Origin of the sequence: Salipiger mangrovisoli (genome assembly GCF_015223355.1) — a bacterium.
Lineage (GTDB): Bacteria > Pseudomonadota > Alphaproteobacteria > Rhodobacterales > Rhodobacteraceae > Salipiger > Salipiger mangrovisoli.
In genome coordinates this window covers 1-14,529 of sequence record NZ_JADFFK010000025.1, presented here as the reverse complement: position 1 = coordinate 14,529, position 14,529 = coordinate 1, and the positions used below count along the sequence as shown (strand labels likewise).

Genomic DNA, 14,529 nt, shown 5'->3' with positions numbered 1-14,529 from the left:
CGAAATGACCGCATCTGTTCTTGTCCCCTTCGTCATTCTTCTCGCCGTCCTGGGCTCGGGCGTCTGGGTCGGGCTGGGCCTGTCCGGCATCGGCATCCTCAGCCTCGAAATCTTCCGCAACATGCCGGTCGAGAAGCTGCTGGCTCAATCCGTGTGGAACGGCCTCTCCTCGCCCGAGCTGCTGGCCCTGCCGCTGTTCATCCTGATGGCGGAGCTGCTGTTCCGCACGAAGTTCATCAACGGCGTGTTCAGCGCGCTGGAGCCCTGGCTGCGTGACCTGCCGGGAGGGCTGCTGCATACCAATATCTTCGGCTGCGCCCTCTTCGCGCTGATCTCGGGCTCTTCTGCCGCGACCACCACCTCCATCGGGCGCATCACCATTCCCGAGCTGCAGAAGCGCGGCTACGATGAGCGCCTCGTCATCGGCACGCTCGCCGGGGCCGGGACGCTGGGCTTCCTGATCCCGCCGTCGATCATCATGATCGTCTACGGCGTGCTGTCCCAGACCTCTGTGCTGAAGCTCTTTGCCGCGGGCATACTGCCCGGCCTCCTGCTCGCGCTCAGCTTCGTCGGCTACGTCATTCTGCGGGCGAAACTGACCCCCGGTATCGTCGGCTGCTCCGACAGTATCGACCGCAAGGCGCTGTGGAAGCAGCGCTTCGGCGGCCTGCCCCGTCTCCTGCCTTTCCTCGTGCTGATCCTCGCCGTGCTGGGGTCGATGTACGGCGGTCTGGCAAGCCCGACCGAAGCCGCCGCCTTCGCGGTCTTCGCCACCGTCGTGATCATGGCCTTCGAGGGATCGCTGTCGCTGCGGGCACTGCGCGACGCGGCGATCGGCACTTCCCGCACCGTCTCGATGCTCGGTCTCATCATCGCCTCGGCCTCCTTCCTGTCGATGGCCATGGGCTTCCTCGGCATGCCGCGCGCGGTGTCCGACTTCGTCAACGGGCTCGACCTGTCGCCGCTGATGCTGATCGTCCTGCTGATCGTCATCTACATCGTCCTCGGCAGCTTCCTCGAGGGCATGTCGATCATCGTGATGACCATCCCGATCGTCCTGCCGCTGGTCACCGCCGCCGGCTACGACAGCCTGTGGTTCGGGATCTTCCTGATCCTGATGGTGGAACTCGCGCAGATCTCGCCGCCCGTGGGAATGAACCTCTTCGTGCTGCAGGGGCTGACCCGCAAGCCGCTCGGAGAGATCGTCCGCGCCGCCCTGCCCTTCTTCACCATCATGCTCGTCTTCGTGCTGGTGCTCGCGATCTTCCCCGGCATCGTCTCGGTCGTTCCCGATCTTGTGACCGGCGGCTGATCCACCCTCCACGCCGTCCCGGCTCCCCCGTGCCCTCGGGCACGGGAGTGGCCAGCCTTGCCCAAGGCACGGGTCGAAGCCCGCCGGACCCTTGCACCCGGCGACCCCTGAACGTCGCTCCTCCGACTGCCTCGGAGAGCCCCCGACCGACTGAAACCAAAGAGGTTCCTCAATGCCGATCCCCATTTCCGCCAAGGTGCAGCAGTTGCGCCCCTCGCCCAGCATGGCGGCCAAGCAGCGCGTGCTTGAGCTCGAGGCGGCCGGGCGGACCATTCTCGACTTCTGCCTCGGAGAACCCGATTTCGACACGCCCGAGCACATCATCGCCGCGGCGGAAAAGGCGATGCGCTCCGGTGATACGCATTACACCGCGGCACAGGGCAAGCTCGCGCTGCGCCAGGCCGTGTCGCGCAAGCTCGAGGTCGAGAACGGCGTGACCTACAGTCCTTCGGAGATCGTGATCGGCAACGGTGCGAAGCAGCTCATCTTCGAGGTGCTCGCCGCGACCCTGTCCGAGGGTGACGAGGTGATCGTTCCCACGCCCTACTGGGTGAGCTACCCGGACATCGTTTCGCTGAACGGCGGCGTGCCGGTGATCGCCACCTGCGGGCCGGAGGTGAACTTCAAGCTGACCCCCGAGATCCTGGAAGCGGCGATCACCGTGCGCACCCGCTGGCTGATCGTCAACTCGCCGTCGAACCCGACCGGCGCCGTCTACACGAAGGACGAATGGCTGGCGCTGGCGGAAGTGCTGGAGCGGCATCCGCAGGTCGCCGTGCTGACCGACGAGATCTACGAGAAGATCTTCTACGAGGGCAACCGCACCATCACGCCGACCTCCATCGCCCCCGCGCTGAAGGACCGCTGTGTCGTCGTCAACGGCATGTCGAAGGCCTATGCCATGACCGGCTGGCGCGTCGGCTATGCCGCCGGTCCGGTCGAGGTGATCAAGGCGGTGACGAAGCTGCTGAGCCAGTCGACCAGCTGCCCCTGCGCCTTTGCCCAGACCGCGGCAACCGTCGCGCTGGAGACCGAGCATCCCGCGGTGGACGAGATGCTGGCCGCCTACAGCGAGCGGCGCAAGCTGATCGTCGACGGGCTGAACGCCGCGCCGGGGATCACCTGCGCGCTGCCTGATGCCGCCTTCTACGTCTTCCCCGACGTTCGCGCCCTGCTCGGCACGGTGACCCCGGCCGGACGCCGCATCGCCACGGACATCGACCTCGTCGACTACCTGCTCGACGAGGCCTCGGTCGCGGTCATGGACGGCACCTCCTACGGCACGCCGGGCTTCCTGCGGCTGTCCTTCGCCGCGTCCAACGAAAACATCCGCGCTGGCGTCGCGGCCATCGCCGCGGCGGTGGCGCAGCTGACACCCGGGCCCCAGACACTCGAAAAGGCAGATCAGGCATGACCCCGACATCCTTCGCCGCCGCGGAGCCGGCCGACCTAGAGCTGATCGCGGAATTCGGCAAATGCGCCGTCGCCAACGTCAGCGACAATCTTGACCGCCTGCGCGGCGCGATCGGCCTGCGGCCGTTCCACGGGGCCGCGCCGATGGTCGGCCGCGCGCTGACGGTCAAGACAGCGCCGGGCGACAACGCCTACATCCACCGCGCCCTCGATCTGGTGCAGCCGGGTGACGTCATCGTCGTCGACGGTGCGGGCTACGAGGATCGCGCGCTGATCGGCGGCATCATGGTGGCCATCGCGCGCAAGCGCGGTGCGGCCGGTTTCGTGCTCGACGGTGCGATCCGCGACATCGACGAGATCGCCGGCGGCGACTTCCCGGTCTTCGCGCGCAGCGTCATTCACCTCGGCCCCTACAAGAACGGGCCGGGCGCGATCAACGTGCCGGTGACGGTCGGCGGGATGCTGGTCCACCCCGGCGACATCGTCCTCGGCGACGCCGACGGGATCGTCGCGATCCGGCCCGACGAAGCCCCCGCGACACTGGCCGCGACGCAGGCCCAGGCCCGCAAGGAGGCCGACATCCTCGCCTCGATCGAGGCGGGAACCTATACCGGAGCCTACGCGAAGTAAGATGGCGTACCGGAATGTTCCCCTGACCCTGTCCGAATACGAGGACCTGCTTCGCCTCGGCAGGGCCTACCGGCTCGATGCCCTCCGGATCCATCGCGGCGACTGGAGCCTCGACGTAAGCTTCGCGCCGGGTCCGGTCGTCTCGACCCCGGCGGGCGCGCCTCTTCGGACCGAAGATGCCGAGCCGCCCGCCGCCGTGCAGGCGACACCAGACACCGCGACCCACGCCATCGTCGCCCCGGTGGCCGGGATCGTGCATCTGACCGCGGCGCCGGGCGAGCCCGCCCTCGTCGCCGCCGGCGAAAAGATCAGCGCAGGGACCACGGTCGCGGTGATCGAGGCGATGAAGATGATGACCAACATTGACAGCGAGCGCGGCGGCATGATCGCGGAGGTGCTCGTCGCCGCCGGAGACATGGTGGCCGCCGGGCAACCGCTGTTCCTGATCCGGGAGGCCGAAGCATGATCAAGCGCCTTCTCATCGCCAACCGTGGCGAGATCGCCCTGCGCATCCAGCGCGCCGCGCGCGCGCTCGGGATCGAGACCGTGCAGATCCACAGCACCGCCGATGCCGGGGCCTCCTTCGTGCGCGCCGCCGACCTCGCGGTCTGCGTCGGTCCGGCCGCCACCGCGGACAGCTACCTGAACATGCCGCGGATCATCGCCGCCGCCCTGGCAAGCGACTGCGACGCGGTCCATCCCGGCTACGGCCTGCTGTCGGAGAACCCCGAGTTCGCGGCGCTCAGCGTGGATTCCGGGCTGCTCTTCGTCGGTCCGCACGCGGAGTGCATCGCGAAGATGGGCGACAAGATCGCCGCCCGCAACGTGATGACCGCGGCGGGTGTGCCCTGCGTGCCCGGCACCAACGATCCGCTGCCGGACGATCTCGACGCCTGCCGCAGGGTGGCGGCGGGGATCGGCTATCCGGTCATGGTCAAGGCCGCTCACGGCGGCGGTGGGCGCGGCATGCGCGTGGTGCGCCAGCCGGACGATCTTGCGGCAGCGCTGAAGACGACGCGCGCCGAAGCCCGCAGCGCCTTCGGCGACGGCACGCTGTTCATGGAGCGCTTCCTCGACCGGCCGCGCCACGTCGAGATCCAGATCCTCGCGGACACCCATGGCAACGCCGTGCACCTGGGGGAACGCGACTGCTCGATGCAGCGCCGCCACCAGAAGGTCATCGAGGAAGCTCCGGCCATGGGCGTCTCCCGCGCCCTGATCGACGCCACCGCCGAAGCCTGCCTGCGCGCCTGCCGCGATCTCGGCTATGCCGGAGCCGGAACTTTCGAATTCCTTTACCAGGATGGCGAGATGTTCTTCATCGAGATGAACACCCGCCTGCAGGTCGAGCATTGCGTGACCGAGGCGATCACCGGGATCGACATCGTGCAATGGCAGCTGCGCATCGCGGCGGGGGAAACGCTGACCCTCCGCCAGGAAGACATCGCCTTGCACGGGCACGCCGTGGAGTGCCGGATCAACGCCGAGGATCCCGAGACCTTCGCACCGACGCCGGGCCGGGTCCGCGACTTCATTCCTCCGGCCGGAAACGGCATCCGCGTCGAAACCCATCTCGAGCCCGGAGCCGAGGTGCCGCCCTATTACGACGGCATGGTGGCCAAGCTCGTCACCTCGGGCCGCGACCGGACAGAGGCGATCGACCGGATGATGGATGCCCTCGCGGCGCTGCGCATCGACGGTATCCAGAGCAATGCGCCCCTGCACCGCCGCCTGTTGCGCCATCCCGCATTCCGGGAAGGCCCGCAGACGATCCACTTCATCGAACACCTCGATGCCCCGGATGCCTGACATGACGACCCCCGCAGCGCATGTCTCCGAGATGGGCGAGAGCGCCCTGCTGATCCAGAGCGCCGGGCCGATGTCGCTCGACGTCCAGCGCCTGTACTGGGCGCTGGACCGCAGCTGCCGCGATCTTCCCGGCGTGGCCGAAACCGTGCTTGGCGTGCATTCGCTGCTTCTGCGTTTCGATCCGCAGGCCGAGGTGGCGGAAACCGCGGCGCGCCTTCAGGATCTCTGGAACGAGACGCGGCCCGCCGGGGGACAGGGCCGGCTCCTCGAGATCCCCGTGCACTACGGCGGCGAGGACCTCGCGGACCTCGCCGCCTCCCATGATCTTCGCATCGACGAAGTCGTTGCCCTGCACAGCGCCCCCACCTACACCGTCTTCGCCCTCGGCTCGCAGCCCGGATTTCCCTATCTGGGCGGGCTCGACCCACGGCTCGCGACGCCGCGCAGATCCTCGCCGCGGCAACGCGTCGAGGAAGGCAGCGTGGTGATCGGCGGTGAACAGGCGGGCGTGATCGCCCGCACCTCGCCCTCGGGCTGGCACATCATCGGCGCGACGCGGGTCAGCCTCTTCGACCATGCCCGCGACGAGCCCGCGCTGCTGCAGCCCGGCGACCGGTTGCGTTTCAGCGTCGAGGAGGTCTCCGCATGATCCGCATTCTCACTCCCGGCCTCGGAGCGACGGTTCAGGACCTTGGGCGGAGCGGCCTTGCGAACATCGGTGTCGGGCGCTCCGGTGCCATGGATCGCCGTGCCCTGAGGGTGGCCAACGCATTGCTCGGCAATGCCGAGGAAGCGGCCGGCCTCGAGATCACGCTCGGTGGTTTCTCCTTCGAGACGCTGGAGCCCGTCACCATCGCGCTTGCTGGGGCAGATACCGGTGCGACGCTCGACGGCCGCCCCCTGCCCCGCTGGTGGGCGAGGACCCTCTTGCCCGGACAGGTCCTGCGGATGGGTCACAGCCGCACCGGAATGCGCGGTTACATCGCCGTCTCGGGGGGCCTCGACGTGCCCGAGGTACTCGGGTCGCGCGCCACCGATGCCAAGGGCGGTTTCGGCGGCCACGACGGCCGCGCGCTGAAGGCCGGGGACACCCTGACCACCGGGGCGGAGGCCAGGGGCACGCGGGCGCTGGACTACGGGCTCAGTCCCCGCGCCTGGCCCGATCTCTGGGCCGACGGCTCGGGCGAGACCGAGGTCCGCTTCGTGCCCGCCATGGAGTGGGCCGACTACGACGAAGAGGCCCGCGCCCTGTTCTGTGCGACCGGCTGGACGATCGAGCCGGCGAGCAACCGGATCGGCTATCGCCTCGACGGGCCGGAGCTGGTGCCGACGATCCGCCGCGAGCTGCTGTCGCACGGCATCCTGCCCGGAACGATCCAGCTCCCGCCCTCGGGACGGCCGGTCATCCAGATGCTGGACGCCAACACCGTCGGGGGCTATCCGAAGCTGGGGGTCGTCATCGACGCGGACCTGCCGCTGCTGGCGCAGGCGACGCTGGGCAGCACGCTGCGCTTCCGCGAGATCTCCGCCGCGGAGGCACGCGCCGCCCGCCGTAGAGAAGATGACCTCGTCTCGGCAATCCGCCGCGCAACCTCACATCAACGAAAGGGATAGGCCGCATGGAAATGACATCCGACCTCCGCACCCTCGAGGACATTCTGGCCGTGTCCCGGCGCTTCGGCGTCACCGCGCTGACCTTCGGCCCGCCGGATGACCGGATCGAGCTTCGCTTCGCCGACGCTGCCTGCGCCACTGCCGAGACCCTGCCCGCAGAGCCCCCCGCCGAAGCGGCGGTTTTCGTCACGGCGGACACGCCGGGGCTGTTCCAGCCGCAGATCACCGGGCTGCCGCAGCCTGTGTCCAAGGGCGACATTCTTGCCTTCCTGAACGCCGGCCCGGTTCGCAACACCCTGACCGCGCCCTGCGACGGCACGGTCACCGAGCAGCTTGCCGAGACCGACAGCCTCCTTGGGTGGGGCAGCCCCGCGTTCAAGATCACGACCGGAGCCTGAGACACATGCGACAGATCGACGTGAACTCGGACCTTGGCGAAGGTTTCGGCCCCTACCGCATTGCCCCCGACGCCGAGCTGATGCCCCTCATCACCTCGGCAAACATCGCCTGCGGCGGACATGCCGGAGACCCGGAGGTCATGTGCGAGACCATCGACCTCGCGGCGGAAAATTCCGTGCGCATCGGCGCCCATATCGGGTTCCCCGACCGCGCGGGGTTCGGGCGGCGTCCGATGCCGATGACGCACCGCGAGCTCGAACTGATGACCGTCACACAGCTCGGTGCCCTGCAGGGCGTGGCGCGCCTGCGCGGCAGGACGCTGACCCACTTCAACTTCCATGGCGCACTGGGAAACCTCTCCTTCGCCGACGCGGAAGTCGCGAAAACCCTCCTGCGGGCGGTCAAGGCCGTGGACCCGGCGCTGACCTTCATCGGCCTGCCCGACACCGAGGCAACCCGCGCCGCCGAGGCGCTCGGGCTGCCGGTCGTCCGCTCCTTCCTCGCGGACCGGGGCTACAGCGCGCCGGGCCGGCTGGCACCGCGCGGTATCGACGGCGCGTTGATCCACGATCCCGAGGCGGTCCGCGAACGCGTCGCCGAGACACTGGCGACCGGCAAGCTGCGCCTCACCACCGGGAAAACGGTTCCCATGGAGGTCGACTCGGTGCTCGTGCACAGCGACACGCCGCGCGCGCTGGATCTGGCCCATGCGATCCGCGCGGGCATTGCCGACAGCGGCTGCGGTATGGCCCCCTACGCAGCCTAGGCGCGCCGCGCCTCTCCGACTGGTCTCTTAAACTCATGTGGGCATACGGTATCTCATGCGCTATGAGAATGTATTCCTCGGCAGCCCCACCCGGAGAGGCGCGGCATGATCACCTTCAAGCAACTCGAGGCCATCTACTGGATCGCCAATCTCGGCAGCTTCGCCGCCGCCGCCGACAAGCTCTGCACCACCCAGTCGGCGGTGTCGAAACGGGTGCAGGAGCTGGAGGCCCAGTTCCAGATCGAGATCTTCGACCGCTCGAGGCGCACTGCCCGCCTGACCGACAAGGGCAATGAGATCCTCTCCTTCGCCAAGAAGCTGCTGAGTGATCGCGACCAGATGATCGAACGCGCCAGTTCGAACGAGGTGATGTTCCGACGCCTTCGCCTTGGCGTCACCGAGCTCACCGCGATGACCTGGCTGCCCAAGCTGGTCAGTGTCATCCGCTCGGAATTCCCGCGGGTCAGTATCGAGCCGGAGGTCGAGCTGAGCGCCACGCTGTTCGAGCGGTTGATCGAGGATTCCATCGACCTGATCATCGTGCCGGACGTCTTCGATGACAGTCGCTGCGTACGCTTGCCGATCGCCCCGGTCGAGAATGCCTGGATGGTTGCCCCCAGCCTCTATCCGGGGGACATCCCTCTGAGGCAGGAGCAAATGGCGGATTTTACCCTGCTCGTTCAAGGGAACCGGTCCGGCACCGGGATTATCTACAACCGTTGGCTCGAAGAGCAAAATTTTCATTCAAACAGAACTATGCAATGCGAAAGCCTCGTCGCGCAGATCGGCTTCACCGTGTCAGGGCTCGGAATTAGCTATCTGCCGGTTCCGGTGACACAGCCGCTGATAGATGCTGGCCACCTCAGGCGCCTTCCCACCGAGGGCAGGCTTCCGCATGTGAAATATTCTGTCCTCTACAAGAGTGATCGAACCTCGGAGTTCCGCAAACACATCGCAGACCTCGCAAAGAAGAACTGCTACTACAGCAGCTTCTTTTCCCCGAAGATGTGATCGCGCCCCATCGGCGTCACCCGGCTGAGCCAGCCCCTCATCGCCCCTCGGCAGTCGATCTGCGTGCAGAGAGCCGCCATTTCGAGCCGTTCCTGGCTGGGATCGACCGTCCGCGGATTTGTGGCTTTTCGGGCAGCCAGCGCTAGCGCCGCAATTATGCATGAGGGCACTGAGTCCAAGATCGAAGGCAGTCGGACCGACCGAGCAAGAGTTCCCGTCGGCGGGGTCGAATGATGTGGCCGAAACCCCTTGGCCGCGAAGGAGACGCTATCGAAATATTGGGCCTTGGCCCAGATTTTTCAGGGTAGCGAAAATTAAGCGTCATCTCGGGGTTTCGACGATCGTTCATCGTTTGCGGCACGCTGATCACACGTCGGCGGCCTGCCCCGGAGCAGGGTCCGGGTCGAATACCAATGCAGGAGCGGCGGGGTCTCGTCCCGGAAACTTTGTCCGACGCAAACGCAAATTGTGGGCAATTTCCATGGATGTCGCAAAGCGTTCCACCGATGACGCGTCAGCGCCTCCCCAAGAGCGCATTCTGGTGCAAGGGTCGGAACGCAACCACCGCGCATCAAGTGAGACGTTTCATGATTTCCGTTCTCGGCAGCGTCTGGGCGCTGCTTCTCGGCACCCTGCTGATCATGCTCGGAAACGGCATGCAGTTCACCCTGATCGGCCTGCGTGGTGATCTCGAAGGCTTTTCGACAGGCGCGCTCGCGGTGATCACCTCGGGATACTACATCGGCTTTCTCTCCGGGGCCCGGGTCACCCCGGTGCTGATCCGCCGCGTCGGGCACGTACGCGTCTTCGCCGCATTGGGCAGTTTCATGTCGGCCGGCCTTATCGCTCTGCCGCTTGCGACCGAGACCTGGGCCTGGACCCTGCTGCGCCTGATCATCGGCTTCTGCATGTCCGGGGTCTATGTGTCGGCAGAAAGCTGGCTGAATCACGCCGCCACCAACGACACCCGTGGCAAGGTGCTCTCGGCCTACATGATCGCCCAGACTCTGGGCGTGATCGGCGCGCAATGGCTTCTGACCCTGGGCGATGCAGGCACCTCGTCGCTGTTCATCGTCGCCTCGATCCTGGTCTCGCTCTCCTTCGGTCCCATCCTGCTTTCGGTGTCGCCCACTCCCCCGGTCAACGTCACGCGCGCCATGTCTCTCAGGGAACTTTTCGGGCACGCGCCGCTAAGCACCGTCGGAACCTTCCTGCTGGGCAGCATCTACGCGACCCAGTCGGGCATGGGGGCGGTCTTCGGAACCCAGATCGGGCTCACCACATCGCAGGTCGCGCTCTTCGTCGCCACGCTCTTTGCCGGGGCGCTGTTCCTGCAATATCCGATCGGTTGGCTGTCCGACTTCATGGACCGGCGAAAGTTGATCTTCGCCGCAGCCGCCCTGGGCGCAGCCGCCTGCGCCTTCGGCCTGGTGACGGAAGGGCGCTCGGATTTCTTGCTGATCGCGGCCTTCCTTGCGGGCGGGGTGACCACACCGCTCTATTCCCTGTTCCTGGCCTATGCCAATGACGACCTGTCGGCCGATGATATGCCCGCGGCCTCCGGGGCGCTCGTCTTCGTCTTCGGTATCGGAGCGATCGCCGGGCCGCTGCTCGCCGGATGGGCAATGCAGTTCCTCGGACCGCAAGGTTTCTGGCTCGTCTTGGCGGTGACATTCGCTGGGATCGCCCTCTACTCCCTCTACCGGATGACCCAGCGGCCACCGATCCAGGTGAAAGACACCGACAGCTACTTGAACGTGCTGCCCACCACATCCCTTGTCGCCATCGAGGCGGCCACGACCTGGGCGGTAGAACATGCGGAAAGCGAGCGGGAGGAAGACGGGCCCTCATGAGCTTCCGCAAGCGCCGCCTGCGGAAATAGCAGTGCCGGGCGCGCATAGACCCGGCACACCGATATCGGCAAATCCACAAGGTCCGCTCGGCGCTGGATCGATGCCTCGTTCGGAAAGATGCCGACGATGTCCGCGCATCGCTTGATCTCGCCGTTCGGCCGCGCGATCGGATTGGTGCCGTGCAGCTTGGTGCGATGCCGGGCCAGGAAGGTCATATAGGCCAGGACGTCCTTCTCTGCGGTGTCCGTGAGCGTGGCCAGCTTCGGGAGCTTGCCGCGCATCTGATCCGCCACGAGACGCCAACGGCCTTCGCCGCCACATGGTCGGGCTGGGCGAAGGCCGCGGCGATGAAGGCCAAGACCACCCGGCGACGGCGATTGCCGGCATGGGCGAGCGCATTGCGCTCGCTGCTCTTCGCGCCATAGTCAGCACCGGTCTTGGTGCCGACCTCCAGCTCCATCAGCCGCTCGGCAGCAAAGCCGATCATCTCGCGACGCAGGTCGGCACCGGCGTTCGGGGCGGCGTTCGGACCGATGGCGCGCCTGCCCCGCACTCTCCACCGGCGCACGCAGGTCCATCATGGGTTCGGGCATCGGGGGCATCCCTCGGTTCAGGTTGCCGCAGCAACCCGATCCTACCGAGAAACCCGATGGCCACCGAAAGCCACACCACGCCTTGGGACGCCACCCTAGGCAGATGCGCGCCGAAGTTATCAACGTGAATCGTGATACCCCTGTCCCTTCAGGGATCGGATACGATACCTTGGGCGGACAATGCGTCTTGAATATCTGCCAGGCGCATCAGCTCATCGATATGCCTCACGCCCTTCGCCGGCATTTCTGCTGTCCGCATTGCGACTTCCGCGGCGACCTGCGCCGTGATCTCCGCCTCCCTGCGGCCCTCTATTGACAGGCGAATTGCGGGACGCGCACCGGTCCCTTCGTAGGCCTCTACGACCAATGCCGCCCGGTCATTCCCGAGCCTCAGGAAAGGCATGCTTCTTTGCAGTGCCTTACGCCAGGTCGAGCGGCCAGCCATCCACGCCAGAAGCTGCAAGCTTCGCGGGAAGATCAACGGTGACGCCAGTGCCAGGCGGGTCTCCACCTTCGGGTAGCCTCTGCGTATCAAGCTGTGTTGATCGGCAAAGTCGAAGGGTATCGACGGCAGGGCCCAGCGATCCGAACCAAACCTCACCGGCTCGAAATCCGTGCGTGAAAGCGGAGCGAGACTGCGCAGGGTCCAGTCAATGGCTGCCGGACCATGGCTGTCCCCCAGCCCCAGCAAAACGCCGATGCGGAACCGGGTCGCCGCCGGATGCCGTGCGCGCGCCTCCCGCACCAGAAGATTGCTCAAACCCGGCGCTAGTCCGACCGACACTACCGCAAGCGTGTCCCTCTCCTGCGCCAGCCCATCCAGGGCTTCGATCCGACGCAGCACCGCGTCGGTCGCGGAAATGTCGATATAGCGCGCACCACGTGCCAACACGGCCCGCGCGAACTCGGCCGTCGGCGTGTCCATGCAGCAGATCACCACCTCGGTTGCCGAGAGCGGCGTTGACCAGCTTTCGGGGCGATTGAGGTCGAGCGTCGCCCCCTCGCAGCCCAGCCGTGCCGCAGCCGCCGCCGCCTTTGCACCGTCACGCCCTGCGAGTGTCACTGTCTGGCCGAGCGCCACGAGACGGCGCGCGATCTTTTGTCCCACATGGCCATAGCCGCCAACAATGAGTATCCGTTTCATGTCATGTTCCTTGCGCAGTCGGACCTTCTGGAGAATCCTCAAGCGCCTAGAACACAGCGACTCTGGACTAACCAAATGGGAAGCACGATGCCCCGACCCACAGCGTCACCGACGACCGCCTGTCGCCCCGACGAATGCGTGGCGGAGGACTGGTTGGGCTTTCTGGGTCACCGCTGGAACGCCCTGCTGATATGGCATCTCTCGGATGGGCCGAAACGTTTCTCGGAGCTTCAGCTTCGCCTGCCACGGATCTCACCCAAGGTTCTGACTGAACGGATCACCGGGATGACAGGCCGCGATCTCGTCCGGCGGACGGAGACGCATACCTATCCGCGCGAAGTCACCTACAGCCTGACAGCGCGGGGAGAGGCCCTGCGTGGTATCCTCGCAGAGCTCTATGAATGGGCCAACGGCGTTGCTCATGAAGATGCGGTCGTCACCGTGGTCGAGGATTGCCCGAAAAGCTGAAGTCCCGATCACCTCAACGCGTCGCTGTTGCCAATCACCGCCGTGATCAGGCTCCGTGCCATCCATCCCTTCCGCGAGCCCCATAGGGCCGTGAAGTGCTCCCCGAGATTCGAACACTCCGCCAAGCTTGCCGCCCACGGTGACGCGGAAGAACGGCATGGGCGGCAAACGAAGGAATTCCAGCGCCGAGCTCAAGGCAAAGGCAACGCTTGGGGCCATCTTTGGCGAGCAGACGGTCGCCGAGCGGGTGACAAAGCACGGCGTGCGTCAGGCTCAGATCGACCCCCGGAAGCAGCAGGCTCCCGATGGCATGAACGGATTCTTCTCCGGCAGGGTCGAGGCGCAGGCAGCCGGGAAGGAGGGCGAGATCGAGACGCTGCGCGCCAGGATCGGCCGGTGGCATGGCGGTTTTTTTGACCTAAGGCGCGCCAATGAAGGCGCCATCGGTTCAAGCCCACCGGCACCCGGACGGTGAGCATGTGCCGGAGGCGAGGGATGATCGCGCCAGCGCACAGGGTGCCGTCGATCACCCAGCAAGGCGCGCTGATCAAGCTGATCCAAGGTCTGGCAGGGTCATGCGACGCATGGTCCCGAGAGGGGACGCGTAGGTCTTCGAGACGCCGTTCCACGGCAGCCGTCGGCCTCGCGGGGGATCGCAGCGCAATGCCCTGCCGGGCAGTACATTCCCATCCGGCGCAGCTTCCACCGCCGCGTGGCGATCATGGATCGGGCCCGCCGGATGCTGTCCTGGCGGCTCTCGAACACGGTGGACATCGAGCGCCCGCCTCCGGCGCTTCGAGGCAGAACACCCATCGAGGTCCATCAGGGCCCTGACCTTCACGCGGCGGCACGATCAACTGCCGACCTTAGCTGCGCCATAAACACCCAGAACCTTCGCAAGCTGGCCAAATTGTCCCTCCCTGCCAGTCCCTGCGTGGCCGGGACTGGCAATCGGCTCCCTATGGAGGGGGGCCACCAGCGGGTCGGCGATCTGCACTTGGCCGTCAGACGACAAGGCTCAGGCAACACCTGCGGCGCATCTGCCGCGTCCTGTGCTGCCGACAAATCGAAACGTAGCGCAGGCAGACCTGTTTCGGGGATAGCTTCAGCTTGCGGCGATCAGCGCCAAGAAGTCCGATTTACCGATGATCTGCAAAGGCGTGGCCCTCGGCAATGAGCTTCTCGGCCTTCAGGTGCTTGGAGCTCTTGCTCTCCCCTGCCGCCAGCGCCGAGAGATCATGGTCACCAACGACCTGCGGATGGATACTCTTCGATACGCTCTGCGCCGTGGTGATGCCGACGCGCGCCGCGGCCTCGACAGCCTGGACGCGCGTCATGACGAGCGCACCGGTGAATACCGCGACCTTGCCCGCCCGACAGCGGCGCGTCGGCTCAGTCCGCGCGCGCGACCGGCTCCCTTTTCTTCGACCTGTTCGGAGACGGGCCAAGGATATCTTGGAAAGCTGTGCCCATCACCGCCTCTGCCATCAGCACGACCTCGGCCGAGGCGCGCGCGT

Annotated in this window: 15 protein-coding genes and 1 pseudogene; 13 read left to right on the top strand and 3 right to left on the bottom strand. The window is 66.4% G+C overall.

The genetic code is table 11. The features are described 5' to 3' along the window. The first annotated feature begins 4 nt into the window (after positions 1–4). From IQ782_RS24535 to IQ782_RS24485, 11 genes are all read left to right on the top strand, one after another. Complete coding sequence (locus IQ782_RS24535) at positions 5–1,312, top strand: TRAP transporter large permease (protein WP_194137311.1); 1,308 nt, start codon at positions 5–7, stop codon at positions 1,310–1,312. Between the two features lie 172 nt (positions 1,313–1,484). Further along, a complete protein-coding gene (locus IQ782_RS24530) occupies positions 1,485–2,726 on the top strand; it encodes a pyridoxal phosphate-dependent aminotransferase (protein ID WP_194137310.1) in 1,242 nt (413 codons plus the stop codon). After that, on the top strand, positions 2,723–3,355 hold the full coding sequence (locus IQ782_RS24525) for an RraA family protein (RefSeq protein ID WP_194137309.1): 633 nt from the start codon (positions 2,723–2,725) through the stop codon (positions 3,353–3,355). The genes IQ782_RS24530 and IQ782_RS24525 overlap by 4 nt, the downstream gene beginning before the upstream one ends. A gap of 1 nt (position 3,356) precedes the next feature. Further along, complete coding sequence (locus tag IQ782_RS24520; RefSeq protein ID WP_194137308.1) at positions 3,357–3,821, top strand: acetyl-CoA carboxylase biotin carboxyl carrier protein; 465 nt, start codon at positions 3,357–3,359, stop codon at positions 3,819–3,821. After that, complete coding sequence (locus IQ782_RS24515) at positions 3,818–5,164, top strand: acetyl-CoA carboxylase biotin carboxylase subunit (protein WP_194137307.1); 1,347 nt, start codon at positions 3,818–3,820, stop codon at positions 5,162–5,164. Before IQ782_RS24520 ends, IQ782_RS24515 begins: the two co-directional genes overlap by 4 nt. A 1-nt stretch (position 5,165) precedes the next feature. Further along, entirely contained in the window at positions 5,166–5,813 is a 648-nt protein-coding gene (gene pxpB, locus IQ782_RS24510; RefSeq protein WP_194137306.1) for a 5-oxoprolinase subunit PxpB, read from the top strand. After that, complete coding sequence (locus tag IQ782_RS24505; RefSeq protein WP_194137305.1) at positions 5,810–6,778, top strand: 5-oxoprolinase subunit C family protein; 969 nt, start codon at positions 5,810–5,812, stop codon at positions 6,776–6,778. The genes pxpB and IQ782_RS24505 overlap by 4 nt, the downstream gene beginning before the upstream one ends. 5 nt (positions 6,779–6,783) lie before the next feature. After that, on the top strand, positions 6,784–7,176 hold the full coding sequence (locus IQ782_RS24500; RefSeq protein ID WP_194137304.1) for a hypothetical protein: 393 nt from the start codon (positions 6,784–6,786) through the stop codon (positions 7,174–7,176). 5 nt (positions 7,177–7,181) lie between these two features. Continuing rightward, positions 7,182–7,943, top strand: a complete 762-nt coding sequence (locus IQ782_RS24495; protein ID WP_194137303.1) for a LamB/YcsF family protein — start codon at positions 7,182–7,184, stop codon at positions 7,941–7,943. Positions 7,944–8,048: 105 nt separating this feature from the next. Then, positions 8,049–8,954 (top strand): LysR family transcriptional regulator, encoded by a 906-nt coding sequence (locus IQ782_RS24490; RefSeq protein WP_194137302.1) that lies wholly within the window; start codon positions 8,049–8,051, stop codon positions 8,952–8,954. A 587-nt stretch (positions 8,955–9,541) separates the two neighbouring features. After that, positions 9,542–10,807, top strand: coding sequence for an MFS transporter (locus tag IQ782_RS24485; RefSeq protein ID WP_194137301.1), 1,266 nt, complete (start codon positions 9,542–9,544; stop codon positions 10,805–10,807). A gap of 89 nt (positions 10,808–10,896) precedes the next feature. Here the strand turns inward: IQ782_RS24485 and IQ782_RS24480 are convergent. Then, a pseudogene (locus IQ782_RS24480) lies at positions 10,897–11,213 on the bottom strand (transposase); the annotation flags it as partial. A 335-nt stretch (positions 11,214–11,548) separates the two neighbouring features. Continuing rightward, the gene (locus IQ782_RS24475) at positions 11,549–12,544 is read right to left on the bottom strand and encodes a saccharopine dehydrogenase NADP-binding domain-containing protein (RefSeq protein WP_194137300.1); all 996 of its coding nucleotides are present in this window, start codon (positions 12,542–12,544) and stop codon (positions 11,549–11,551) included. Positions 12,545–12,697: 153 nt separating this feature from the next. On the opposite strand from IQ782_RS24475, the gene IQ782_RS24470 reads away from it, so the two are divergent. Then, positions 12,698–13,012, top strand: a complete 315-nt coding sequence (locus tag IQ782_RS24470; protein WP_240989551.1) for a winged helix-turn-helix transcriptional regulator — start codon at positions 12,698–12,700, stop codon at positions 13,010–13,012. A 157-nt stretch (positions 13,013–13,169) separates the two neighbouring features. Then, positions 13,170–13,487 carry a hypothetical protein gene (locus IQ782_RS24465; RefSeq protein ID WP_194137298.1) on the top strand — a complete coding sequence of 106 codons (318 nt, stop codon included), beginning with the start codon at positions 13,170–13,172 and terminating at the stop codon, positions 13,485–13,487. Positions 13,488–14,151: 664 nt separating this feature from the next. Here the strand turns inward: IQ782_RS24465 and IQ782_RS24460 are convergent. Beyond that, on the bottom strand, positions 14,152–14,349 hold the full coding sequence (locus IQ782_RS24460; protein ID WP_194137297.1) for a hypothetical protein: 198 nt from the start codon (positions 14,347–14,349) through the stop codon (positions 14,152–14,154). Positions 14,350–14,529: the final 180 nt, after the last annotated feature.